This window comes from Kinneretia sp. DJ1R-11 (assembly GCF_025717595.1).
Lineage (GTDB): Bacteria > Pseudomonadota > Gammaproteobacteria > Burkholderiales > Burkholderiaceae_C > Paucibacter_A.
Genome location: NZ_JAJIRR010000001.1, coordinates 381,785 through 405,883 on the forward strand (window position 1 = coordinate 381,785; position 24,099 = coordinate 405,883).

General features: G+C 65.7%; 21 protein-coding genes. 9 read left to right on the forward strand and 12 right to left on the reverse strand.

Annotation, left to right across the window (positions count from 1 at the left end; translation table 11 throughout):
* The first annotated feature begins 5 nt into the window (after positions 1 to 5).
* Positions 6 to 794, forward strand: a complete 789-nt coding sequence (locus tag LNV23_RS01600) for a hypothetical protein (RefSeq protein WP_263561337.1) — start codon at positions 6 to 8, stop codon at positions 792 to 794.
* Positions 795 to 801: 7 nt separating this feature from the next.
* On the opposite strand, the gene LNV23_RS01605 is transcribed toward LNV23_RS01600, so the two are convergent.
* On the reverse strand, positions 802 to 1,230 hold the full coding sequence (locus tag LNV23_RS01605; protein ID WP_263561338.1) for a VOC family protein: 429 nt from the start codon (positions 1,228 to 1,230) through the stop codon (positions 802 to 804).
* Between the two features lie 17 nt (positions 1,231 to 1,247).
* Positions 1,248 to 2,507: an acyltransferase family protein gene (locus tag LNV23_RS01610; RefSeq protein ID WP_263561339.1), complete on the reverse strand. Its 1,260-nt coding sequence runs from the start codon at positions 2,505 to 2,507 to the stop codon at positions 1,248 to 1,250.
* Between the two features lie 198 nt (positions 2,508 to 2,705).
* On the opposite strand from LNV23_RS01610, the gene LNV23_RS01615 reads away from it, so the two are divergent.
* Positions 2,706 to 3,815, forward strand: coding sequence for an ABC transporter substrate-binding protein (locus tag LNV23_RS01615; RefSeq protein ID WP_263561340.1), 1,110 nt, complete (start codon positions 2,706 to 2,708; stop codon positions 3,813 to 3,815).
* 16 nt (positions 3,816 to 3,831) lie between these two features.
* Here the strand turns inward: LNV23_RS01615 and LNV23_RS01620 are convergent, their stop codons facing one another.
* Together LNV23_RS01620 and LNV23_RS01625 are read right to left on the reverse strand one after the other, a co-directional pair.
* On the reverse strand, positions 3,832 to 4,716 hold the full coding sequence (locus LNV23_RS01620) for a DMT family transporter (RefSeq protein ID WP_263561341.1): 885 nt from the start codon (positions 4,714 to 4,716) through the stop codon (positions 3,832 to 3,834).
* Positions 4,717 to 5,259: 543 nt separating this feature from the next.
* On the reverse strand, positions 5,260 to 6,633 hold the full coding sequence (locus LNV23_RS01625) for a tetratricopeptide repeat protein (protein WP_263561342.1): 1,374 nt from the start codon (positions 6,631 to 6,633) through the stop codon (positions 5,260 to 5,262).
* Positions 6,634 to 7,258: 625 nt separating this feature from the next.
* Between LNV23_RS01625 and LNV23_RS01630 the strand changes: the two genes are divergently transcribed.
* On the forward strand, positions 7,259 to 8,659 hold the full coding sequence (locus LNV23_RS01630; protein WP_263561343.1) for a DUF885 domain-containing protein: 1,401 nt from the start codon (positions 7,259 to 7,261) through the stop codon (positions 8,657 to 8,659).
* A 5-nt stretch (positions 8,660 to 8,664) separates the two neighbouring features.
* Complete coding sequence (locus LNV23_RS01635; RefSeq protein WP_263561344.1) at positions 8,665 to 9,405, forward strand: hypothetical protein; 741 nt, start codon at positions 8,665 to 8,667, stop codon at positions 9,403 to 9,405.
* A gap of 735 nt (positions 9,406 to 10,140) precedes the next feature.
* Here the strand turns inward: LNV23_RS01635 and LNV23_RS01640 are convergent.
* The 4 genes from LNV23_RS01640 to LNV23_RS01655 all read right to left on the reverse strand — a co-directional run bounded on the left by LNV23_RS01640 (position 10,141) and on the right by LNV23_RS01655 (position 13,765).
* On the reverse strand, positions 10,141 to 10,422 hold the full coding sequence (locus tag LNV23_RS01640; protein WP_263516479.1) for an HU family DNA-binding protein: 282 nt from the start codon (positions 10,420 to 10,422) through the stop codon (positions 10,141 to 10,143).
* Positions 10,423 to 10,574: 152 nt separating this feature from the next.
* Positions 10,575 to 11,354, reverse strand: coding sequence for a LytR/AlgR family response regulator transcription factor (locus tag LNV23_RS01645; RefSeq protein WP_263561345.1), 780 nt, complete (start codon positions 11,352 to 11,354; stop codon positions 10,575 to 10,577).
* Positions 11,351 to 12,457, reverse strand: coding sequence for a sensor histidine kinase (locus LNV23_RS01650; protein ID WP_263561346.1), 1,107 nt, complete (start codon positions 12,455 to 12,457; stop codon positions 11,351 to 11,353). The genes LNV23_RS01645 and LNV23_RS01650 overlap by 4 nt, the downstream gene beginning before the upstream one ends.
* 72 nt (positions 12,458 to 12,529) lie before the next feature.
* The gene (locus tag LNV23_RS01655) at positions 12,530 to 13,765 is read right to left on the reverse strand and encodes a CaiB/BaiF CoA transferase family protein (RefSeq protein WP_411910533.1); all 1,236 of its coding nucleotides are present in this window, start codon (positions 13,763 to 13,765) and stop codon (positions 12,530 to 12,532) included.
* 217 nt (positions 13,766 to 13,982) lie between these two features.
* Here LNV23_RS01655 and LNV23_RS01660 point away from each other — a divergent pair, with 217 nt between their 5' ends.
* Together LNV23_RS01660 and LNV23_RS01665 are read left to right on the forward strand one after the other, a co-directional pair.
* The gene (locus LNV23_RS01660; RefSeq protein WP_263561348.1) at positions 13,983 to 14,597 is read left to right on the forward strand and encodes a DUF7010 family protein; all 615 of its coding nucleotides are present in this window, start codon (positions 13,983 to 13,985) and stop codon (positions 14,595 to 14,597) included.
* Between the two features lie 117 nt (positions 14,598 to 14,714).
* A complete protein-coding gene (locus LNV23_RS01665) occupies positions 14,715 to 15,707 on the forward strand; it encodes a 2-dehydropantoate 2-reductase (RefSeq protein ID WP_263561349.1) in 993 nt (330 codons plus the stop codon).
* 9 nt (positions 15,708 to 15,716) lie between these two features.
* Here LNV23_RS01665 and LNV23_RS01670 read toward each other — a convergent pair whose 3' ends face one another.
* Positions 15,717 to 16,292: a YbhB/YbcL family Raf kinase inhibitor-like protein gene (locus LNV23_RS01670; protein ID WP_263561350.1), complete on the reverse strand. Its 576-nt coding sequence runs from the start codon at positions 16,290 to 16,292 to the stop codon at positions 15,717 to 15,719.
* Between the two features lie 142 nt (positions 16,293 to 16,434).
* A complete protein-coding gene (locus LNV23_RS01675; protein ID WP_263561351.1) occupies positions 16,435 to 17,220 on the reverse strand; it encodes a helix-turn-helix transcriptional regulator in 786 nt (261 codons plus the stop codon).
* A gap of 292 nt (positions 17,221 to 17,512) precedes the next feature.
* On the opposite strand from LNV23_RS01675, the gene LNV23_RS01680 reads away from it, so the two are divergent.
* Both LNV23_RS01680 and LNV23_RS01685 read left to right on the forward strand, forming a co-directional pair.
* A complete protein-coding gene (locus LNV23_RS01680; protein WP_263561352.1) occupies positions 17,513 to 19,075 on the forward strand; it encodes a methyl-accepting chemotaxis protein in 1,563 nt (520 codons plus the stop codon).
* 62 nt (positions 19,076 to 19,137) lie between these two features.
* A complete protein-coding gene (locus LNV23_RS01685; protein WP_263561353.1) occupies positions 19,138 to 19,965 on the forward strand; it encodes a substrate-binding periplasmic protein in 828 nt (275 codons plus the stop codon).
* A 20-nt stretch (positions 19,966 to 19,985) separates the two neighbouring features.
* Here LNV23_RS01685 and LNV23_RS01690 read toward each other — a convergent pair whose 3' ends face one another.
* The gene (locus LNV23_RS01690) at positions 19,986 to 21,755 is read right to left on the reverse strand and encodes an ABC transporter ATP-binding protein (protein ID WP_263561354.1); all 1,770 of its coding nucleotides are present in this window, start codon (positions 21,753 to 21,755) and stop codon (positions 19,986 to 19,988) included.
* A gap of 291 nt (positions 21,756 to 22,046) precedes the next feature.
* Here LNV23_RS01690 and LNV23_RS01695 point away from each other — a divergent pair, with 291 nt between their 5' ends.
* Positions 22,047 to 23,279, forward strand: a complete 1,233-nt coding sequence (locus LNV23_RS01695) for a glycerophosphodiester phosphodiesterase family protein (protein WP_263561355.1) — start codon at positions 22,047 to 22,049, stop codon at positions 23,277 to 23,279.
* A 226-nt stretch (positions 23,280 to 23,505) separates the two neighbouring features.
* Here the strand turns inward: LNV23_RS01695 and LNV23_RS01700 are convergent, their stop codons facing one another.
* Entirely contained in the window at positions 23,506 to 24,084 is a 579-nt protein-coding gene (locus tag LNV23_RS01700; RefSeq protein WP_263561356.1) for an NnrU family protein, read from the reverse strand.
* Positions 24,085 to 24,099: the final 15 nt, after the last annotated feature.

The window sequence follows — 24,099 nt, forward strand, 5'->3', positions numbered from 1 at the left end:
CGGCCATGACCGCCACACGCTGGGGCATGGCCGTCGCCCTGCTGGCCACCGGACTGTTTGCCTGGTGGCAGTGGGACGAGGCCGCCACCGAACAGCAACGCTTGGCTGCCGAGCAGGCAAAAGAGAAAGCCGACTTGGCCGCAGCGCAAGCTGGCCAGCCGGCCTACGGCCTGCGTGATCTGTTCACCGCAGTCGACCAGCCGCTGCCACGCGGCCCGGCCGCCAGCGCTGCCACAAGCAGCAGCAATCCCTGGCAGCTGGCGCAAGCCTCCACGGCCATGGCCGAGACGGGTGGCAGCGAAGCCCCCGAGCTCAGCCCCGAGGACCGGGCCTTGAACGAACAGCTGCGCCGCTTGGGCTACCAAATCGACGAGCGCTACTACCGCATGCCGCTGGGCCAGCTGCGCCAGGCTGCCGCCGCCAAGGATGTGCAGGCCCTGACCCATCTGGCCGAGCGCTATTTGTTTGCCCTCGACGGCAAACCGCAAGAGGCCGAGCATGAGCCCGGCTTCCCCTACCGCGAGGCGGCGCGCAGCGCACTGACCGAGGCCTATTTGCGCGGCAATCGGCACGCTGCGGCCATGATCTCCGAGACCTTTCTGCTGGAGAAAAAGCCGCTCGACGCGGCCGCCTGGAACCTGATCGCCCGCCGCGCGGGCGATGAGCTCAGCGCCGACTGGTTCCTCAAGACCCAGGACTATCTGCAGCTCGGTGATGCCGGCCGCCAGCAAGCGGCCGAGAAGGCCGAGGCGCTCTGGGCGCAGCTAGAAAGCCGCAAGAAGAACGGCGCTTGAGCCGTCCTTACCAAGAACCCGTATTCGGCATGGACGCCCAGGGCTCGGCCGGTGCCAGCGCCGGGCCGTCCTGCAGCAGCTCCACCGAGATGCCGTCGGGCGAGCGCACAAAAGCCATGCGGCCGTCGCGTGGCGGGCGCAGCACGGTCACGCCATGGTCGGCCAGGCGCTGGCAGGCGGCGTAGATGTCGGGCACGGCAAAGGCCAGGTGGCCGAAGTTCCGGCCGCCGCTGTAGACCTCGCCCTGGCCATTCGCGTCGGGCCAGTTGTAGGTCAGTTCGACCTGGGGCTGGTACTTGCCGGCCTCGTCGCCCGGGGCTGCGAGGTAGAGCAGGGTGAAGCGGCCGGCTTCGTGCTCGCTGCGGCGCATCTCAACCAGGCCCAGGGCATCGCGGTAAAACTTCAGCGAGGCGTCGAGGTCGGTCACGCGGACCATGGTGTGCAGATATTTCATCATTGAGGACTTTTCGCATCGACAGTGGCAAGGGCTGCGATTGTCGCGGCTGCCCGGCCGGCTTGCGGGTCTGGGGTCTTGGCGCCGTCCACGCCCAGGAGCAAGGCCAGCGGTGCCGGCAGCACCCGGCGAGCCAGGCCATAGACCAGCGCGCACAGCATCCAGGTCATCAGCACCAGCATCAACCCTTCGAGCAAGGGCGTCAGTTGCAAGGGTGCGAGCAACTGCGTCAGCAGCACGATCACCGTCTGGTGCAAGATGTAGACGCAGAACACGGCGGCACCCAAGCGCCGACGCCAGGCCGAATCGGCATTGAGGTGCAGGTAAGCAAAGCCGCAGGCCGCCGCCGTGGACCACCACTGCATCAGGCCCCAGACGCCTCGCATCAGCACCCGCAAGGTCTCGGGCGGTGTGGCGCCGTCGTAGGCGTCGAAGTACACCAGCAACAAGGCCCAGGCCGCCAAGGCGCCGACCAGGGCCGGCCAGCGCACGGCACTCAGACGCGCCCAGAAGGCCGAACCGGCGTGAGAGGCCAGCATGCCCAGCAGGAAGAGGCTCAGGTATTGGGCGTGGTTGTACCAGTCCCACTTCAGATTGTGGGTGGACGGAAAAGCGAGCGCCAGCTGGCGAGCCAAGATCAGTGGCACGGCCAGACCCAGCAGCAAGCCCCAGGGGCCCAGAGCAGCCAGGCGCCGGCCGCACTGCGCCAAGACGGCGGGTGCCTGGTGCAGCAGCAGCCAGCCGATCAGGCCGTAGACCCAAAGGTAGGGCAGGAACCAGAGGTGGTTCCAGGTGGGCAGACTCAGGCATTGCCGGCTGCCTTCTTCGATGCGGCAAAAGCCCTCATAGCCCTGCAGATACTGCTGCATGAATTCGAAGTAACTGCCCGAGTAGGCCAGCTTCTGCACCACCTCAAAATAGCTCTGCGGCGGCACGATGACGAGCATGCCAAACACCAAGGGCAAGAGCAGACGCGCACTGCGACGGCGCAGCAAGCGGGCCGGCGTGTGGCCCTGCGCCTGCGCGCGCACCCAGGCCTGGGCCAGAGCCGCTCCGCCGATGAAGAACAGCAGGCCCAGGCGCCAGGGCGCGCTCAACAGCATCAGCGGCTCCAGCGTAGAACTGGCCGCCGGGCTTTTGACATGCCAGCCCCAAGTCACGTAGTACATGCCCACGTGGTAGGGCACGAGCAGGCCAAAGGCGAGGATGCGCAGCCAGTCGAGGAAAAAAAGGCGGGGGTTATGTGTAGCTTGTTTCATGCCGCCAGCATCGCTGCCCGCCCTGCCCCGGCCAAGCGATCTGGGGCGAACCGAGTCAGGCCCGTGGCGAAGTGGAATGCCCATTCACCATTCACCATTCACCATTCACCATTCACCATTCACCTGTTCACCCATTCACCTGTTCACCCCCCACCCACCTTTGCCACAATCCGCCCGTCAACCCGGAGACTTTCACCCATGAAACTGCGTCGCCTTGCCATCGCCCTGTGCTGCAGCCTGAGCCTCACCGCTGCGGCCGTAGCCCAGATCAAGATCGGCCAGACCGCGGGCTTCAGCGGTCCGGTGGCGGCTGGGGTCAAAGAGACCACCGAAGGCGCCAAGCTCTACCTGAACGCCATCAACGCCGCCGGCGGCATCAATGGCCAGGCCATCGAGCTGATCTCGCTGGACGACAAGTTCGAACCCACGCTGGCCGCCGAGAACGCCAAGAAGCTGATCGATCAAGGCGTGCTGGCCCTGTTCCTGAATCGCGGCACGCCACACAGCCAGGCCATCCTGCCCCTGCTGGCCGAACACAAGCTGGCCCTGGTCGCGCCCTCGACCGGCGCCATGCTGCTGCACAAGCCGGTCAACCCCTATGTCTTCAATGTGCGCGCCACCTACCAGCGTGAGGCCGAGCGCTCGATCCAGCATCTGGTCGGCATGGGTATCAGCCGCATCGCCTTGGTCCAGGTGGACGACAGCTTCGGCGCCGATGCGGCCACCGGCGCACTCAAGGGCTTGCAGACCGCCAAGTTGCAGCCCTTGGCGCATTTGAAGTTCCCGCGCGAGAAGCCGGACATGACGGCAGTGGTGGCCCAGCTGGTCAAAGCCGATGCCCAGGCCCTGCTCTTCATCGGCGCCGGTGCGGCCGTGGCCGACGGCGTCAAGGCCTTGCGCGCCGCGGGCTCCGGGGCACAGGTCGTGACCCTGTCCAACAATGCCTCTTCGGGCTTCGTCAAGCAGCTGGACACACTCGGCCGCGGCATTATCGTCAGCCAGGTATTCCCGTCCGAGCGCTCGCTGAACACGCCCATGATCCGCGAGGCTCAGGAGCTGGCCAAGGCGGCCGGCCTGAAAGAACTCACGCCCTCCAATGTCGAGGGCTTCGCCGCCGCCAAGGTGCTGGTGGCCGGCCTGCGCAGGGCCGGCAAAGACCTCAATCGCGCCGGCCTGCTGCGCGCGCTCGACGGCCTCGGCAAGATCGATCTCGGCGGACTCGAACTGCGCTTCAGCAGCAGCGATCACACGGGCATGGACTATGCCGATTTGGCCATCATCGGACCCGACGGAAAGTTTTGGCGCTAGGCCGCCAGCTCAGCCTTCACCGCCGCGCCAACCACACCCCTGCCACCGCCACCCCCATGCCGGCCAGCGCCAGGCCATGCAGAGTTTCGCCAAACAAGGCCCAGGCGAACACGGCCGTGGTGGGCGGCACCAGGTAGAAGAGGCTGGCCACATGGACGGCGCTGCCCTGGCGGATCAGCACATTGAGCAGGCTGACCGCGCCCAGCGAGAGCACCAGCACCAACCAGCCCAGGGCAAAGAAGAACTGCCCGCTCCAGTGCACCTGCAGGCTCTCGCCGCCGGCCCAAGCCGCCAGCAAGGTCAAGAACAAGCAAGGCAGGAACTGGATCAGTGAGCCGGTGCGCAGGTCAAAGGCCGGGCAGAAACGTTTTTGATAGAGCGTGCCAGCCGTGATGCCCAGCAGGGCTACAAACGCCGGCAAAAGCATGGCCAGCAAGGCGGCGCCGCCGAGACCTGCCGCCACCTTGTGCGCCAGCACCAGGCTCACGCCAGTCAGGCCCAAGAGCAAACCCAGCCACTGCGCCGGCCGCACCCGCTCGCCGAGAAGCAGGCCGGCACCCAGCGCCGTCAGAAGCGGCTGCAGGCCCACCAGCAAAGCCGTGATGCCAGCGGGCAAGCCATGGCCTATGGCCATGAACACGCCGCCCAAATACACGCCATGGACCAGCAGGCCGGACACCGCGATATGGCCCCAGGCCCGGCTGCCCCGCGCCGGCCAGGGCGCCCGCGTCCACAGCACGATGGCGCCCATCAGCAGCAACACCAAGGCATAGCGCAGACTCAGAAACGTCAGCGGCTGCGCATCAGGCAGGCCGTACTTGGCGCCAATGAAACCCGTGCTCCAAAGGGCGACGAAGAGCCAGGGGTAAAGCTGGGGAAAGAAGCGCGTGGCAACAGGCATGAGGCAGTATCGCTGTCATAGGCGGAGCCGACGCGAAGCGGTCGGGCGGGCGGGCATCAAGACGCAGATCACCTCACCGCGTCCCGCATCCATGTTCTTCACACATCAACCCGCTGCTCATACCGGGACGCTGGCTTGTGCGGTTATGGGCGGCAAGCGGCGCAACATGGCGGAGGCTGGCGACCCACAGGAGGCTTTTTGGCTGGCAGCTGACAGCAAGTAATAAGGTCCGTCGGACTTGAACAAGGTCGGTCGAGCATGGTTGGCGACGCGCCCCTTGCCTTGGGGTCGTTGTCGGCATCATTGGGTGGCAGTTCGTTCGCGCTCGCCGACATCGCAGCGGAGCCGCCGGTCTCGATCCATTGCAGGCCCATTCGTCGCGGGCGGCAACAAAGTGCCCGGAGCGGAAGTTCAAGCTCAAGAGCGGTAACCGATGAGGCAGCGGAAACTTTTGTGTGACCGCATTCCAAAAAGGACAGTGGGTTTAAATTTGCCAGCCCATTTCTGGGCCATCAAAGCTCAGCGGATACACGGGGACTTCGCTCATTCCGGCAACCCTGCCTTACGCCACTCGGGAAGGTAGTGTTCGTTGTAATACTTGACGTAGGCGGGCGACTCGGAGCCGTCAATTTTTTCAAATCCGATACCGGTATTTTGACTAGTTTTAATAAGTCGTTTGTATTCGTCGACGTACTGCCTCGCTTTGTCCATTTGCCCCAAATTTGCGTAAGCCATGGCGAGATTTGAAAAGCCAAAATTATATGTCGGATCAATATCAATCGCCCTTTGCCCCCAGGCAATTGCTGCGGCATTATCCCCAAGCATCAGGAAACAGCGCGACATATTTACATTAATATTGTAATAGGGTGCTTTCGGATAAAGGGATATTGCCTTTTCTAGAAGTTCAATTGCCGCCTTGGGTTGCCCGTCATAGAAATACCATATGGCCAAATTATTGTAGCTCTGGGGATTTTTGGGTGCGAGCTTTAAGGCCACCTCGTAATAACGCAACATTTCGGCATTGTCATTGTCGATTGAATTGGCAACACGCGCCAGCGCGGAGTAAATATCCGGCAATTGAGGGTCGATAGTCTTGCCCTTTAGAGCGAGTGCTTTAGCCTCCATATAAATGTGCGGAAATCTAGGGCTCTTTTCGTCGAGAAAGTTGTCCGCATAGGTGGCCAAAAGGTACGCCAGCTGGGCTGTTGCAACGGCGTTGTCTGGCTCCAGCTTGATGATGGCGCGCAACAAGGTTTCACGCTGATTAAAGGTGTCTTCACTTAGCGGTTTTAGCTCCAAGCCGCGTTGTCGCATATTCAGATCAGCCACCTTCGGGCTACTCTTGCGCTTTTCACTTTCTCTAGCCGCCACAATCACCATCTCAATGCCGATGCTATTGCCAATGCGCGCGGTCACTAGGTCTTGCAGTTCGAAAAGATTGGTCGTTTCGCCCTCGAATACTTCATTCCATAACTGCTTGCCGCTTTGTGTGTCCGCCAATTGCGCGCTGATACGCAATTTGTCACCGCTGGCTACCACGCTGCCTTGCAGCACAAAGCGTACACCTGCGTCTTTGCCCACCTGGGCCACAGTGAGATTCTTCTCCTTGTAAGTGAAGGCCGTGGCGGTGGGCACTACAAATGCATCACGAATGCGGCTCAAGTCAGCGCTGATACTGCTAGTCAGGGCGTCTGCAATATAGCCTTTGCTTGCGTCACCGGTCTGGTTGGTGAAGGGCAGCACGAGAATGGACAGCGGATTAATCGCATCGGCATTCTGCGTGGGAGTGCTTTGAACCGTTGGCGTGGCTGCGATGGCTTTATAGGTCGTGTACCAGCCCACAAAACCACTGAGCACGGCGCCGACACCGGCGATAGCAACGATGGGCCCTTTGAAGCGGGCAAGCCCGCGTGCCAAGGCAGTTAGTACGGACCGCGCACGCTCGCGAACTTGTCCGGCCCCTGACGGAGGTGTCGGTGAAACCATCCCTGAAGCCCTTGTCTTGTTGTGCTGGGCATTCTAGTGAGGACCGGCTTTTGCGGTGGTGCTCACATCGGATCGTTTGCAAATTCAGCGCGAAACCCGAGTGTGTAAATTACCCAAACTGAACTGTTATCCAAGGCATGGCAGCAAAAGGCAGGTTTGGCTCACTCAGATTGAACGCTACTGAGCAATCCGCAGCCGCCGTTCAAAAAGTGAACATAGCTGCTGGCCGGCGAACTTCAGCTTTGGGCACTTTGCTGCCATCTAGTCTGTACTGAAGGGCCTTGCCTTGTGGCCGGGACCAGGTCCTGCCGCGGCCACGGGACGCTGCCTTCAGTCGCTACCGCACCCGACGGACCTTATTTGTTGCCGAGGGTTCACGGTGGTCGATTCGGTGGTTTCCGACGGACTTTGCTCCGCATCGGACACCCAACAAAATCAAGCTCTTGGAAGCGCCGACTCCGACCGACCTCATGACTTGAAGTCACAGCCATGGCCTTTGGCTGGCCGGCAGGCGACGCCGATACTGCCGCCCATGCGCCTCCCCCTGCTTTTCTCTATGTCCAGCCACCCTTCCAAGCCCCTCGTGCCTGCAGCCCTGAGCCTGCTGCTGCTGTTCGGCAGCGGCAGCAATCAGGCCGCCGCCGCAGAGCCGATGCCGCCTGCCGCCGCCGCGATCGAGCCCTTCATCGCCCGCTACAGCCAGGTCCATCGCGAGCTCGGACTGGGTGGCGAGATGGAGCTGTCCTTCCTGAAAAGCCTCAACAAGATCGACAAGGAGACCGATCTGCCCGCGCAACGCCAGCAACTGCTGGCCTTGAACCAGGCGCTGCACGCCCTGGAACGGCCCGCCGCCACCACTTGCCAGCGCCTGCAGCTGGAGCAAATCGACTTCGAGTTGGACCTGCATCTGCACAAGCTCCAGGTGCTGGAGCGTTTCCGGGCACTGGGCAGCGGCGCGCAGCTGTCGGAGCAAGGACTGGCGCAGAGTGCGCTGGGCAAGGACTGGTACCGCTGGTTGCGCAAGGCCTGGTTGACGCAAGAGCGCAGCGCCTCGGACCTGATGGCCATGGGCCGCGCCGAGCTGGTGCGGGCGCAGGGCCGCTATCGCGTGCTGCAGGCGCGCATGGGCTATGCCGGACGCGATGCGGACTTCACTGCCTATCTGGCCGGCCCGGACTTCCGCTACCCCGAGGGCGCCACGCCGCAGGCCGATTACGAGGCACGCCAGGCCATCGTCGAGCGCCATATGGCCAAGCTCTTTCCGGACACCGGCATCACCGGCCCGGCGATCAAGGCCTCCACCTTGGGCGCGGCGCTGCCAGTCGATGGCTATTACGAACCGGACGAAGCGACCTTCTATTTCAACAAGGCACGCGAAGGCTATGGCCGCCGCAATGTCGACTGGCTGCTGCTGCACGAGAGCACGCCGGGCCACCACTACCAAAGCCGTTATGCCCAAGCAGGGCGCGGTTGCCCGCTGGGCCTGCCCCATGGCTTTTACTCCGCATTTGCCGAAGGCTGGGGCGCTTACGTCGAGGAGTACGGCGCCGAGCTGGGCCTGTTCCAGCAGGACGGCGATGCGCTCGGCGCGGTCGAATGGGACTTGGTGCGATCCATACGCGTGGTGCTCGATGTCGGCCTGAACGAGCTGGGCTGGAGCGAGGCCGAGGCGCAGGCCTTCTGGCGCGAGCAGCTGCCCATGCTGCCGGCCCTGGCCGAGCGCGAGATCCGGCGCGTGCGCCAGTGGCCGGCCCAAGCCATCACCTACAAGCAGGGTGCAGTGCTGTTGCGCCAGCTGCGCAGCGAGATGCAGGGGCGCGATGGCGCGCGCTTTGACATCCGCGAGTTCCATGACCGCGTGCTCAAGCATGGGCCGCTGCCCCTGTCGCTGCTGCGCGAGCGGGTGCTGGCTGCGCCTGAGGCTCCAGCCCTAAGCTCGAGCCGCGGCGCAAAATAGCGCCCATGAATGACAAGCGACTGCAACAGGATCTGCAACGCCTCTACGGCAGCCACGCCACGGCCCTGAGCGCGCCGCCCCGCGCGGCCGCTCTGGAATTGGCCAGGCCGGCCGATTGGAGCGCGCTGGGCGCCGTCTGGCGCGGCGTGCAAAGCGATCTGGGCCTGCCGGCTCCGGCGATTGCGGTCAACGGCCACGACGGCTTCCAGCTCTGGTTTGCACTGGCCGAAGTCGGCATGGCCGCGCAGGCCGCCGAGCTCTTGCCTGCGCTGTGCCGCGCCTATCTGCCCGAGCTGCGCCCGACGCGGCTGAGCCTGTGGTCCGCCGCCATGGCCACGGCTGCCCCCGCGCTGCCGCCTCAGCGGCAACAACCGGTCGCGGGTGAGCAGTGGTCGGCCTTTGTGGCCCCCGATCTGGCACCGGTCTTCAGCGACGAGCCCTGGCTGGACACCGAGCCTGGCCCCGAGGCGCAGGCCGAAGTGCTGGGCCGCCTTGTTTGCATCAGCCCGGCCCAACTTGCGGCGGCTTTGGAGCAGTTGGGCGCCAGGGCCGGTAGCACGGCGCCCCCACCAACGCCGAGCGCCCAGCCGGCACGGCCTATGGCTCCCGTGGGGCTCGCAACACAAGGTGCCGATGAAACCGACCCGCGCCGTTTTCTGCTGGGCGTGATGAACGACGAAGGCGTGGCGATGGCGCTGCGCATCGAAGCGGCCAAGGCCCTGCTGTCAGCACCGGCGAAGCCGTAGCCTGCTTTTCTTCTGCAAGCGGCACATGGCAGCCTTCTTGTTCTCCCTCGTGAGGCCCTGCAGTCCGGGCCGCCGCCGGGCTCATGGTTCCGGGGTCGGCCCTGGCGGGCCGACTGCCTTGCGCTGCTCGCGCCTCGGGGCTGGCGCATAACTCACTTCACTCACTGCGTTCGTTCCGTTCAGACAGACGCGCCAAGTCAGAGCTTGAAGCGCGCGGGTACGCGCGCGCCCCGAGCCGCTGCGCTGCTCAGCCCTTCACAAATCGCCCGGCAGCGGCCCGAACTGCAGGGCGCTTGCATCGCGAACGATGTGCCCCTCGTCGGTGGAACACGCCATCTTCGGAGGTGGCTCGGCCCGCCGACGGGCGATTTGTGCGCGGCCGAGAGCGCAACGGAGCGGATCAGGCGCGCGCTGAAGCTTGCTTCAAGCGCGCCTCAAGCACTGACTCGGCGCCAATGTTTGACCACAGTGAGCGCAGCGAACGGAGGGAGCTTGGCGCCGCTGAGCCGCGCAGTGAGCAGCGAGGAGAGCCGGCTCGCAGAGCCGACCCGGGCACCATGAGCACGGCGGCGGGCCGAGTCACCGCAGCGCGGAAACCAGACCATCGAATTCAAGCTTGGTTCCGTCGGCAGCCATCAGCTGCCTGCACACCCCAAAAGAAAAGGGCGCCGTCAAATGACGGGCGCCCTTGTCTCATCGCAGGGTCCGGCCGAAGCCGGATCCTTTTTGTCTTACTTACTTCTTGACGTTCACAGCGTCTTTGAGTGCCTTGCCCGGGGTGAACTTGGGCACGGTGGCAGCGGCGATTTCCAGCGCTTCACCAGTGGCGGGGTTCTTGCCGGTGCGGGCAGCGCGCTCGCTGACCTTGAAGTTGCCAAAGCCGAGGATGGCCACGGCATCGCCGGCCACCAGGGCTTCGGTGATCGAGCCGAGCGCAGCGTCCAGGGCCGAAGCGGCTTGGGCGCGGGTCAGGCTTGCCTTGGTGGCGATGCTTTCGATCAATTCACTTTTGTTCATCAGATATCCAGTGGGTGCGGAAAAGAAAATCCCATTGCGGGGAGCGCGATTATCGTTGTGTCCGAGGCTGCGGCCGCCACAAGCCCCGAAAACAGGCGCTTGAGGCCTCGCAAAGGCTCGCTTTGCTTGCAATTGCTGACACTTTTCCCGCCTCAAGCGAGCTGCGCGCGGTGGCTGCGCGAGACCCGCAGGCGCGCGCCCGAGCGCATCAACAGCTCGGCCTCACCGCGCGGCAAGGCCGTCAGGCCCAGCACATGAGCCGGGTTGATGGCATGGCTGCGATGCACGCGCAGGAAGCGGCCTTGCACACTGGCATGGGCCAGAAAGTCAGCCAGGGTGCAGCGGTCGAGATGGGCGGCCGGAGGGGCATGCAACTCGATGTAGTTGTCGGCCGCGGCCACCCATTCGACATCAGCCAGCGGCAGCTTGAACAAGCCCGCGCCGCCCCGCTGCGGCACCAGCCAGTGGCCGGGCACCGGCTGGATTTGCTGCAAGGCGCTGAGCCAAGCCTGACGTGGAACTTCAGCGGACACCGGCGCTTGCGCCCGCCTTCGCTGCAGCAGGCGCTGCACGCTCTCGGCCAAGCGCTCAGGCGTGAAAGGCTTGAGCAGATAGTCCACCGCATGCAGATCAAAGGCACGCACGGCATGCTGATCAAAGGCAGTGCAGAAGACGCAGAGCGTGCCCTCGGGCAAGTCCAGGGCCAGCTCCAGGCCGCTGCGGCCCGGCATCTGGATGTCGAGAAATACAGCATCGGGGCGCAGGGCCTGCACCAGGCGAAGGGCTGCTTCGGCATCGCCGGCTTCCTCGGCCAAGAGGCTGATGCCGGGCTGGGTGGCCAGCAGGCGGCGCAGCTTGGCGCGCGCCGGCGGTTCGTCGTCGACGATCAGAACGCGCAGCGGCGCCGGCCCGCCTGGCGCTTCCACGCTCATGCGCGCTGCTCCGGCAACTCGAGGTCCAGCACCGTGCCGCCGGCGCCATCGGCGGCCAAGTTCACGCGCGCGGCCTCGCCGTAGAGCACGCGCAGACGTTCGCGGGTGTTGGCCAGACCGACCGCGCCCTCGCGTTCGAAGGCCGCCGGCGCCCGGCCGCTGTTGTGCACGCGCAGGCACAGGCGGCCCGCGCGCAGCTCGGCGCTGAGCCGCAGCCGCACCGGCCCGGCGCTGTGCGCCACATCATGGGTGATGGCGTTTTCGACCGGTGCGATCAGCAAGAGGCTGGGCAAGAGGCAGGCCCGCGCCGCCTCGCTGGCCTCGATCTCCACCTGCAGGCGTTCGCCAAAGCGCGCCTGCATGATGGCCAGATAGGGCTGGATCAAGTCCAGCTCCTGGGCCAGGCTGTGACGGCCGTTTTCCTGGGCGTTCAAGGCCTGGCGCAGCAGGGCCGCCAGATCGCAGACGATGCGGTCGGCGCGCGCCACGTCCTCATACATCACCGAGGAAATCAGGTTCAGGGTGTTGAACAGAAAGTGCGGCTGGATCTGCTCGGCCAGGCGCGTCAGCCGGGCCTCGGCCAGCTCGGTCTGCAGGCGCAGCAGGTCTTGCTCGCGCTGGCGGCTGGCCTCGTGCAGCTGCAGGCCATGGCAGAGGCCGACGATGAAGCCATAGCTGACGACATCCTTGCCGGCCTCGTAGATCACGATATCGCCCGGGCTGCCGGGCTCATAGGCCACGCCCGTCAGCGCGTACACGGCAAAGCGCAGGCCAAACATGCCGCCCACATGCAGGGCGGTGTAGCCGAGCGCACCGCCCAGATGCAGGGCCAGCGCCGGCGGCCACCCGGGCAGGCGCAGGCTGCGCGCATGCAGACGGTAGATCAGCGGCGCCAGCAAAGCCGTGCACAGGGTCGAGCTCAGCTCCCAGAGAAATGGCTCCCAGGGGTGCTGCCCGCCATGGGCCCGGTACTGCTGCAGCTCGGACAGGCTGTGCAGCAGGCCCACGGCCAACATCACGGCGGCAAAGCCCAGGCTGAAACGGCGCTGGGCGGCGGCGGGCGAGAAGGAAAAAGAAGGAGAGGGAGAGGAGCTCAAGGGCATGGCGACACCTTAGCGCAGCCGGCCTCCGCCCAGCACCTTCCCTGCGCCATTTCGCCCCAGCGCAGACTCAGCTCAGCCCAAAGCCGGCGCGGCGCCCTCACCTTGCACGCCGAGCACGCCCTCGGCGACCAGGGCCTCGATGGCCGCGTCCTCATAGCCCAGGCCGCGCAAAAGTTCGCGGCTGTGCTGCCCCAAACGCGGCGGGTCGCGGCGCAGGCCCAGGCGTTCGCCGTCCAGGCTCAGGGGCAGCAAGGGCACGCGTGTCGCGCGGCCATCGGGCAGGGTCATGGGCGCCAGGCCGCCGGTGGCGAGCAGATGCGGGTCGTCCATCAGCTGCTCGGGCCGGGTGATGGGCGCAAAGGGCAGGCCGGCCGCTTCGAACACGGCCGCGATCTCGCCCGCAGTGCGCGGCTGCAGGCGGCGGCGCAGCTCGGGGATCAACCAGGCACGCTCCAGCACGCGCAGATTGTTCGTCAGCAGGCGCGGGTCGGCCTGCAGATCGGCAAAGCCAAAAGCCTGGCAAAAAGTGGCCCACTGCGTGTCGCCGACCACGGCCAGAAAGATCTGCTCGCCATCGGCCACGGCGAACACGTCGTAAACACCCCAGGGCGAGATGCGCTCCGGCATGGGCGCGGCCGCCTTGCCGGTAACGGCGAACTGCATCATGTGCTGGGCGACCAGGAAGATGTTGTTCTCGAACAGGCTGGCCTGCACCTGCTGGCCGCGGCCGGTCTGCTGACGCTGCTGCAGCGCCGCCAGCACGCCGATGGCGCCGAACATGCCGCCCATGATGTCGTTGACGCTGCTGCCGGCGCGCAGCGGGTCGCCCGGGCGGCCGGTCATATAGGCCAGGCCGCCCATCATCTGCACCACCTCGTCGAGCGCGGTGCGGTGCTCGTAGGGGCCGGGCAGAAAGCCTTTGTGCGAGACGTAGATCAGGCGCGGGTTGAGGCGGCTCAGGGCCTCATAGCCCAGGCCCAGGCGCTCCATGGTGCCGCTGCGGAAGTTCTCGCTGAAGGCATCGGCGCCGGCCACCAGCTTGAGCACGATTTCCAGGCCGCGCGGGTCCTTGACGTCGAGGCTGAGGCTGAGCTTGTTGCGGTTGAACAGGGGGTAGAAGCCGGCGCCCGAGCCGAGCAGCTGGCGCGTGCTGTCGCCATCCAGGGGCTCGACCTTGATCACCTCGGCGCCCAGATCGGCCAGCACCATGCCGCAGGTCGGGCCCATGACCATATGGGTGAACTCGATCACGCGCAGGCCGGCCAGCGGCAGGCCCGGGGCATCGGACACAGAGAGCGTATTGATCATCATCATCGGCCGGCCCGGCAGAGGCGGCTGAGCAAGGGAGGCAAGAAGGAAGCAGTGGCGCGCATTGTCGCAAGCGGCCCCCTCTTCATCGCCCAGTCTGGCTTCGCGTCGCAGCAGCTGTCGATTCGTCGAATCAGGGCCAGACGCCACGGCCGCGGCCGGCACCATGGCGGCACCTTGGTTTCTTCATCTCCCACCGCCATCTAGGAGCCCCGCCATGACCCCGCAACAAGACCTCAGCGCCGGCCGCCGCAGCTTGGAAGTCCAGCGCGAAGAATTCAGCCGCCGCCGCGGCCTGGCCATGCCCCTGGCCGGCACCCTGGCCTGGTCGGTGATCGGCCTGGTCGGCTGGCTGGGCACGCCCTTCCAGGCAGTGATGACGCTTTACTTCGCCACCGGCTCGATCTTCTACCTGGGCATGGGCTTGTCGCGCCTGACCGGCGAGAACTTCTTCGCCAAAGGCCGGCCCAAGAACGAGTTCGATCGCCTCTTCATGTCCGGCATGCTGATGAGCTTGCTGGTCTTCACCATCGCCCTGCCCTGGGCGGCGCAGAACCATGAATCGCTGCCGCTGACCCTCGGCGTGCTGGCCGGCCTGATGTGGCTGCCCTACAGCTGGATCATCCAGCACTGGATCGGCGCCTTCCATGCCATCGCCCGCAGCCTCCTCTGCGTCGCCGCCTGGTACGCCTTCCCGGCCCAGCGCTTTGTGCTGATCCCAGCGCTGATCGTGGCGGTCTATGTGATCACCATCGTGGTGCAGGAACGTCGCTGGCGGCAAGGCCGGAAGGCAGCAGCCCCGGCGGCCATGGGCCAGGCCTTGGCGGCCTGAGCGGCGGCTACCCCCGCGCAGGAATCCGGCGTCGGCGCTGTGCGAGACTGCCCCGTTCTCAGCTCGGCTTCTCCGGGCCTTCCTCGGGCCTTCTCCGGGCCTTCCTCGAGTTTCCTCATGACCAAGAAAATTTGCATCGTCGGCGCCGGCGCCATCGGCGGCTGGTTCGCCGGCCATGTCGGCCACCAGCTGGGCGCCGAAGTCGAACTCAGCGCCCTGGCCCGCGGCGCCACCCTGGCCGCCTTGCGCCAACATGGCCTGCGCATGGACCAGATCGGCGGCGAGCGCATCACCGTGCCCATTCACGCCAGCGACAAGCCCGAGGAACTGGGCCAGCCCGACCTGATCGTGCTGGCCGTCAAAGGCCCGGCTCTGGCCAGCGTGGCGCCGGCGGTGAAAGCCTTGCTGGGCCCACAGACGCGTGTGCTGGTGGCCATGAACGGCGTGCCCTGGTGGTTCTTCCAGGGCTTGACCGGCGAGGCTGAGGGATTGCAGCTGGAATCGGTGGACCCGGGCGGTGTGGTGGCCGGCCTGATTCCGGCGGAGCGGGTGATCGGCTGCGTGGTGCACGCCAGCTGCACGACGCCCGAGCCGGGCCTGGTCCGGCATGTGATGGGCATGGGGCTCATCCTCGGCGACCCGGCCGGCGGTCAGCCGGCGCACATCAACGAGCTGGCCGCGCTGCTGGGCCGCGCGGGCTTCAACGCCACCGTGTCCGAGCGCATCCAGCGCGACATCTGGTTCAAGCTCTGGGGCAATATGACCATGAACCCGATCTCGGCCCTGACCGGCGCCACCTGCGACCGCATCCTCGACGACGAACTGGTGCGCGGCTTCGTCACGAACGTGATGCTGGAGGCCGCGGCCATCGGCGCGCGCATCGGTTGTGCCGTCGAGCAGACGCCCGAGCAGCGCCACGCCGTCACACGCAAGCTCGGCGCCTTCAAGACCTCGATGCTGCAGGACGCAGAAGCCGGCCGGCCGCTGGAGCTGGACGCCCTGGTCGGCGCCGTCAGCGAGATCGGCCGCCACCTGAAGTTGCCCACACCCTTCACCGACGGCATGCTGGGCCTGACGCGCTTGATGGCGCAGACGCGCGGCTTGCTTTGAGCGTGCCTGTCAGCGCGCCGCCGGGCGCCCGTAGCGCGCGCTGAAACTGGCCGTGGCCAGGGTGTTGGCGCGGATCATGTAGCCGGCCAGAGCGGCCGTGGCATCGGCCGGCAGGTCCAGCTTCGCGACCTTGAGCGCATGCACGGTGAAGATGTAACGGTGCGGGCGATCGCCCGGCGGCGGGCACATGCCGCCCCAGCCGGCCACGCCGTAATCGATGCGCACCTGGCGCGCACCCGCCGGCAAGAGCGCGTCGCCCACGGCGCCGGCACCGGCCGGCAGGGATTGCGTATCGGCGGGCACATTGACCACCGACCAATGCCACCAGCCCGAGCCGGTGGGGGCGTCGGGGTCGTAGACGGTGATGGCATAACTCTGAGTGCCGGCGGGCGCGCCCTGCCAGCTCAGGGCCGGTGACTGGTTCTCGCCCGAGCAGCCAAAGCCCTGGAACTCGAAGCGCGGGGCGATGCGGCTGTTGGCCGGGATGTCGGGGCTGCGCAGCTGGAAGCTGCCGGCCTGGCTGAGGCCGGTGGTGGCCAAGAGCGCAGCGGCGATCAGGAGGTGAAAGCGGGGCTGGGAATGCATGAGTGAAGGCCTTTCTTCTGAGAGAAGGAATGGTGAAAAGGGCAAGGCCTCATGGTCGCGCTCGCCCGAGCGGCGCGTCAGCCCGCCGGCGTCAATCACTGTGCGCGGCACTTCAATCGCGGCTCGGTCGCCGCCAGCCCGCTCACGTCGGCCGCAGATGCGAGGGCGCGAATCCGTAGCGCTTACGGAATGCGGCGCTGAAACGGCTGTGGGACTGATAGCCGCAGCGCGCCGCGATCTCCGAGACGGGCAGCTCATTGCCCTGCAGCAAGGCCATGGCCAGCTCCATGCGCAGCTCGCGCAGGCAGGCACTGACCGAGCTGCCTTCCTCGGCCAGGCGCCGCTGCAAGGTGCTGGCGCTGACATGGAAGGCATTGGCCAATTCGGCCAGCGTCCAATCTGCCTGAGGGCGCTGGCCGACCAGGCGCTGCACGCGCTCACTCCAGCTCAGCTCGCTTGCGAGCGCAAAGACCAGACCTCGCTCGGCCAGCAAGAGCAAAACCTCCAGGGCCCGGTGCTCGCGCAGCGCCTCCGAGGCCTGCTCGTCCTGCAGCGCCGTCACCGCCTGCCGAAAGCTGGCAGCCAGGGCCTCGTCTGCCCGCGTGCCGGCACAGCCCGCCAGCGCGGCCTGACCGCCAAACTGCGGGAAGCGCTGGTGGAAACGCTCGACCAGCTGCGGTGTGAACAAGAGCATGTGCGCTTGGTAGGCCGCACCGGGCGGGGCTTCGTTGACCATGTCCCACTGGGTGCCGCGTGCGATGCAGAACAGCTCGCCGGCATGGAACGGCGTCTCGCTCTGCGGCCCGACCAGACGCTTGTGGCCCGCGAGCAACCAGCCCACCATATCGTCGCGCACGGTCACGGTTCGCACTCGGTGCGACACCGGGGTGTGGATCAATTGCAGGCTGGCGTTTGGAATGAGTTGCATGGTCATGGGGACCTGGGCGGATAAGGAGAGGGTAGCCGCGCCGATGAGGGCGCCGGGCAGCGAAACGAAAGCCTCCACCGCGCGCTGCTGTCGATTGTCGACAGAGCTTGCCGCAGAGCGCCCCGGCGGCACTGCGAACGCTCAAGTTAGCCGGCGCCGCAGCCGATCACAGGGGTCTGACAGTGCGCCGAGCGCTGGGCATTCCCGTCCTCAGGCGCTAGAGTGTTCGCAGGGAGCGAGCAAAACACACACCCAAAAATCCGCAGTTAGAACTGCGAAGGAGACACACCCCATGCTTGCTCTCGTGCAATCAATGCGCCTGAAGGCCCGCGTCCTGACGGGCTTTGCCCTGGTGATGAGCTTGTTGCTGGCCGGCTCGGCCCTAGGCATCTGGCGCATCCAGCAACTCAATGACCGGATTGAGCGCCTCGTCAATGTCGATATGGAAGCCCTGGATCTGGCGCGCAGCTGGGCCGGTTTGACCGAATCGAACATCCAACGCCGCATCATCACCATCTGGTCTGACGATGCGGACTTCGTCAAGGCCTTCACCGCCAAGTCCAAGGCAGTCAGCGCCCGGATCGACAAGATCCAGGACGCCCTGGAACAGCTACCCAAGTCCGCCGAGAGCGATCGCATCAAGGACAGGATCGACGAGGCTCGCAAGCGCTACCAGGAGCTGCGCGATGACATCGGCAAACAAAAGTCCGCCGGCAGCGATGTGCGAGCCCGCGTGGTGACCGAGCTGATCCCGGCCATGGAGGCCTATCTCGGTCCCATTCAGGACTATGCCGAGCAAAGCCGCAAGGAGCTGCAGCAGGCCCGCGATGTGGCTGAGGACCAAGCGCGCTCCGCCTTCCGCCTGATCACCGGCTTGCTGATCGGCGCGGCCACCTGCGGCGTCTGGATCGCCTTGTCCATCACCCGCAGCATCACCGCGCCGCTGGACCAGGCCCGAGAGATGGCCGCCCGCATCGCCGAGGGCGACTTGAGCCAGGCAGTCGTGGTGCAAGGCCGCGATGAGCTGGCCGAGCTGGCCGAGTCGCTGGACCAGATGCGCGCACAGCTGGGCGCCACGATTGCCGATGTGCGCCATGTGGCCGAGCAGGTGGAAATGGCCTCCAGCGAGATCGCCAGCGGCAATATGGACCTGTCCAACCGAACCGAACAGGCCGCCAGCAGCCTGGAGCAGACCGGCGCGGCCATGATGCAGCTGCGCGAAGGCGTGCAGGCCAATGCCTTGGCCGCCCGTCAAGCCGACGAGCTGGCCAAATCAGCTGCGGCCGTGGCCGACCGTGGCGGCGCCATGGTGCAGCAGGTGGTGGACACGATGACAGACATCCAGCAGTCGTCGGCCCGCATTGCCGACATCACCAGTGTCATCGACAGCATCGCCTTCCAGACCAATATCCTGGCCCTGAATGCGGCCGTCGAGGCGGCCCGTGCCGGCGAGCAGGGGCGCGGCTTCGCCGTGGTGGCCAGCGAGGTGCGAGCTCTGGCTCAGCGCTGTGCGCAGGCGGCGCGTGAGATCAAGAGCCTGATCGGCGCTTCGGCCGAGAAGGTCGAGGCCGGTGGCAAGCTGGTCAGCGCCACCGGCGCCACCATTGCCGACGCGGTGCAGAGCGTGCAGCGCGTCACCCACATCGTGGCCGAGATCTCCAGCGCCACCAGCGCCCAGGCCAACACCCTGGGCGAGATCGGCCAGGCGGTCGGCCAGTTGGACCAGATGACGCAGCAAAACGCCTCCCTGGTCGAGGAATCGGCCGCTGCCGCCGAAGGCCTGAAGCAGCAGGCGCAGAGCCTGGTCAGCCATATGGCCAAGTTCCGCCTCGCGGCCACACGGCGACGGGACTGATCCCCATGGTCGCAGGACGTCGGGCCACTGCGCAGCGACCCAGGCCGACCAGGCCCCGCGGCATGAGCCTGGGCCTGGCTTGGCTGGCCGCCCTCCTGATGCTGGGCGGCCCAGCCGACTCGGCACATGCGGGCTCGGGCACAGCCCACACCCTCACCCTGCGCACGGCCGCCGAGCAAGGCGGCGCCCCGAAGTGGCTGCAGCATGGCCCGCGCACGCAGAGCGGGTTTTGCGCCGATGTGATCGCGGCGCTGAATCGCCTGGACCTGGGCCTGCGCATCGAGCTGCTTGCGGAGGCCTTGCCGCAGAAGCGGCTCATGCAACAGGTCAAATCGGGCGAGCTGGATCTGCTGTGCGCCCTCACCCACACTGAGGAACGCAAGCAGGACTTCGTCTTTGTGCAGCCCGAGCTCTACAACATGCCCTATGTGCTGCTGGCGCGTGCCGAGGACCCGGTCGAGATTGGCAGCTGGGATGCGCTGAGAGCCTTGGGCGAGCAAGGCCTGGTGCTGCTCAACCACGACAGTTCGCGCCTGCCCCTGCTGCAGGCCATGGGCGGCCTGCATCTGCATGCGCGTGGCCTGAACACCGAGGCCAATCTACGCATGCTGCTGGCCGGCCGCGGCCGCTTTTTCTATTTCCCGCTCAGCAATGCCTGGTACACGATGCAAAGCATGGGCGTGCAGGACCGCATTCGCGTGCTGCTGCCGCCCCTGCAGGTCGAGCCCTACCACCTCCTGGCCCGCCGCAACCTTCCCCCAGCAGTACAAGAACAGCTGAGCCAGGGCTTGCAACAGCTGCGCCAGCAAGGCCAGCTGGGGCGCTTGACGATGCAATGGTTTGGCGCCGAGCTCCCGACCGAACTGCGTCAGGCTTTGCCCCAGCCCTGAGGCCGAGAGCGCTTTTTGATTCAGAGCTCGCCGGTCTGCAGCCGCCAGAGCGCCGTATAGGCCCCGCCCTGCGCCAGCAGCTGCTCATGCGTGCCGCTCTCAACGATGCGGCCGTGTTCCAGCAGGTGGATGCAATGGGCTTGGCGCACGGTGGACAAGCGGTGGGCGATGACCAGGGTGGTGCGGCCCTGGCTGACCACGTTCAGCGAGCGCTGGATGGCGGCCTCGGTCTCGTTGTCTACGGCGCTGGTCGCTTCGTCCAGGATCAGCAGCGGCGGGTTCTTGAGGATGGCACGGGCCAGGGCCAGGCGCTGGCGTTGGCCACCGCTGAGCTTCTGGCCGCGTTCGCCGACGCGGGTGGCAAAGCCCAGGGGCAGGCGCTCGATGAATTCCAGGCTTTCGGACAGGCGCGCGGCCTCATGGATCTGCGCGTCGCTGGCCTCTGCCATGCCGTAGGCGATGTTCTCGGCGATGGTGCCGTCGGTCAGGAAGCTGTCCTGCGCGACATAGCCGATGCAGCGGCGCAGGTCCTGCAGGTTCAGCTCCGAGATCGGCCGGCCATCAAACAGGATGCGGCCTTGCTGCGGCTCATAAAAACGCAGAAGCAGCTTGACCAGGGTGGACTTGCCGGAGCCGGTGCTGCCGACGAAGGCCACGGTCTGGCCGGCCGGCACGTCCAGGTTCAGGTCCTGCAGCGTGGGCTGCTCGGCGTAGGCAAAGCCGACGTTCTCGAAGCGCAGGGCCGCGCGCGCCTGCGCCACCGGGAAATGCTCGCCCTCGTAGGCGATGCGGATGGGCGTGTCCAGCAGGCCCAGGGCGCGCTGGGTGGCGGCCATGGAGCGCTGGTACATATCGGCCACCTCGGCCAGACGGGTCATGGGCCAGAGCAGGCGCTGGGTCAGAAACACCAGCACCGAGTAGGCGCCGACGGCGAGGTCGCCATGAATCGTCAGCCAGCCGCCGTAGACCAGGGTGGCGGTGAAGCCGGCCAGGATGCCCATGCGGATCACCGGGGTGATGGCCGAGCTCAGGCGGATGGCGCGGGCGTTGGACTCCAGATAGCCCCGGCTGGCCTGGGCGATGTGGTCGGCCTCCAGCTTCTCGGTGGCAAAAGCCTTGATGGTGGCCAGGCCCAGCAGATTGTTGTTGAGCCGGGCCGAAACATCACCGGCCGCCTCGCGCACCTCGGCATAGCGCGGCGCCAGACGCTTCTGGAACCAGAAGGTGCCAAACAGAATCGCTGGCACCGGCAGCAGGGCCACCACGGCCAGGCCCGGCTGCAGGGCGAAGAAGACCGCGCTGACCATCAGCGAGGAACAGACCACCTGGATGATCTGGTTGGCGCCGCCGTTGAGGAAGCGCTCGAGCTGGTTGATGTCGTCGTTGAGGATGGACATCAACGATCCAGTGCGCTGATTTTCGAAGTAAGCCAACTCGAGCTTCTGCACATGGCCGTAGGTATCCAGGCGCAGCTCATGCTGGATGTTCTGGGCCAGGCCGCGCCACTTCAGCTCGAGCAGGAACTCGAACCAGGACTCGCCCATCCAAACCAACATATTCAGCGCACCGAGGAAGAGCAGCTGCTGCCAAGTGTCGGTGATGCCGACGCCGACCAGGATGTTCTTGGCCAGAAAGCTCTGCTCCCCACGCACCACCACATCGACCGCGGCGCCAATCAGCACCTCGGGCAGGATGTCGAAGAACTTGTTGAGGATGGAGTAGAGCGTGGCCGCGCGGATCTCGCGGCGGTGGCCCTGGGCGTAGGACAGCAGGCGTTTCAGTGGATGCATGGGGCGAAAGAACGGCAAGTGGGATGGTATGGGCGTCAGTATCGGCGCATAGGGCTGAATGGGTGAACAGGTGAACGGGTGAACAAGTGAGGCCCCTGCCGCACACCGACTCACGACTCACGACTCACGACTCACGACTCACCCATTCACCTGTTCACCTGTTCACCTGTTCACCCAACAACCCCACACCCACCCGTAAGCCGTTCGGTCCATTGGCACTCACACCCGCGTCATTGCCCGCTTGCATGCTGCCGGCTTAACCCTTCCTACTTCACCGTCCGGAGTGCCTCCATGAAGATCTCGACTCTGAGCCTGGCCGCCTTGCTGAGCCTCGGCGCCACCCTGCCCGCGCAGGCCTGGAATACCTTGAGCGGCGACGCCCCTATCGTTATCGGCCACCGCGGCGCTTCGGGCTACCGCCCCGAGCACACGCTGGAGTCCTACAGCCTGGCCATCGCCCAGGGCGCCAACTTCATCGAGCCCGACCTGGTCATGACCAAGGACGGCGAGCTGATCGCCCGCCACGAGCCCCTGCTGGCCCGTGTGGACCTGAACGCCGACGGCAGCATCAAGCTCGTCAACGGCGCCCCGGTGCTGAACCGCACGGACAGCAGCACCAATGTCTGGGAGCTGAGCAAGTACTCCGACCGCCTGACGGTCAAGACCGTTGACGGCCAAAAAGTAGGCGGTTGGTTCGCCGAGGACTTCACCGCCGCCGAGATCCGCAGCGACATCCGCGCCCAGGAGCGCCTGCGCGACCTGCGCCTGGGCAACAACAGCTACAACAACCAGTTCGTGATCCCAACGCTGCAAGAGGTGATCAACCTGGCCAAGGCAAAGTCCATCGAGACCGGCCGCACCATCGGCATCTATCCCGAGACCAAGCACCCGAGCTACTTCAAGAACTTCACCGATGCCACCGGCCTGAAGCGCATGGAAGACAAGCTGGTCGAGACCCTGCACGCCAATTACGGCAATGACCGCAATGCGCCGGTGTTCATCCAGTCCTTCGAAGTGCACAACCTCGAGTACGTGAACGGCAAGACCGACATTCGCATCGTCCAGCTGCTCAATGGCAGCGGCAATCCCTTTGACGACAGCCGCAGCTATGCCGAGCTGGCCTCAGCCGCCGGCCTCGATTTCATCAAAGGCTATGCCGACGGCGTCGGCTCCAACACCAATCTGATGATCCCTCTGGTCGGCGGCAAGCTCGGAACGCCGACTCAGTTGATCTCAAACGCTCATCAGCGTGGCCTCGTGGTGCATGGCTGGACCTTCCGCGCCGAGAATGTCTTCCTGCCCAATGAGTTCGACAGCAGCGCCGACCCGGCCGCTTTCGGCAATATGGCCGGACAAGTTCAGGCCTTTGTGAATCTGGGCTTGGACGGCGTCTTCTCCGACCAGCCCGATCTGGCCGTCGCCGCCATCGCCGCCATCCCCGAACCGCAAACCTATGCATTGATGCTGACCGGTTTGGCTGGCCTGGGCGCCTGGGTGCGCCGTCGCAAGCAGCAGTCCGCTTGAACAGGCTGTCTTCCAAGCCGTGAACACCAGGGGCCGTGAGGCCCCTTTTTCATGGGCGTGTTCCGCGCCATGTCCAGGCGGATTTCGGCACAAAGCAGCCGAATGCAAAAGGCAACCACGGAGGCACAGAGGCACAGAGAAATACAAAGCCGAATTGGTTTTTGCTCTGTGCCTCCGTGCCTCTGTGGTTGCAATTGAATTTCCGCTTCGTGCCGAAGTCAGCCGCTCACCCCAAAGGTCGCACGCCGATCCAGGCCGCATGGGCCCAGAACGCGAAGCCGGCCCAGGCTGCGGTGCCGATCAGCACGGTCAGTGTCGTGCCTGCAGCCGAGCTGGCCAGGGCCGCCGGCGGATGGGCCCGGTCGCGCTGGCGTGCGGCGCGGAAGCACAGCACGGCCCAGATCAGGAAGCCGCCGAACAAGAGCAGCTCGGCCACGGTGTTGTTGGCCAGCAGATGGGCCAGGGCCCAGAGCTTGACGCTCAGGATCATGGGGTGGCGCAGCCGTGCCTTGAGCGCATTGCGCGGCACATAGGCAGCCGCCAGCAGGATGAAGGCCAACAAGGTCAGCAAGGCGGCCAGGTGATTCATACCCTTGGGCACGGCCCACAGCAGCTGCGGCGCCAGACGCGCCTGGCCAAAGCCCCAGACGATCAGGCCGAAACCGAGCAGGGACAGCACGGTGTAGATCAGCTTCCAGCGCGCCTCGCCCAGGCGAGCACACTGCGCACTGCGCCAGTCCTCGGCCACGATGCGCACCGAATGCACACCCAGAAAAATCAGCAGGCCCAGAATCAGTTCAAGCATCAAAGAAACTCCTCA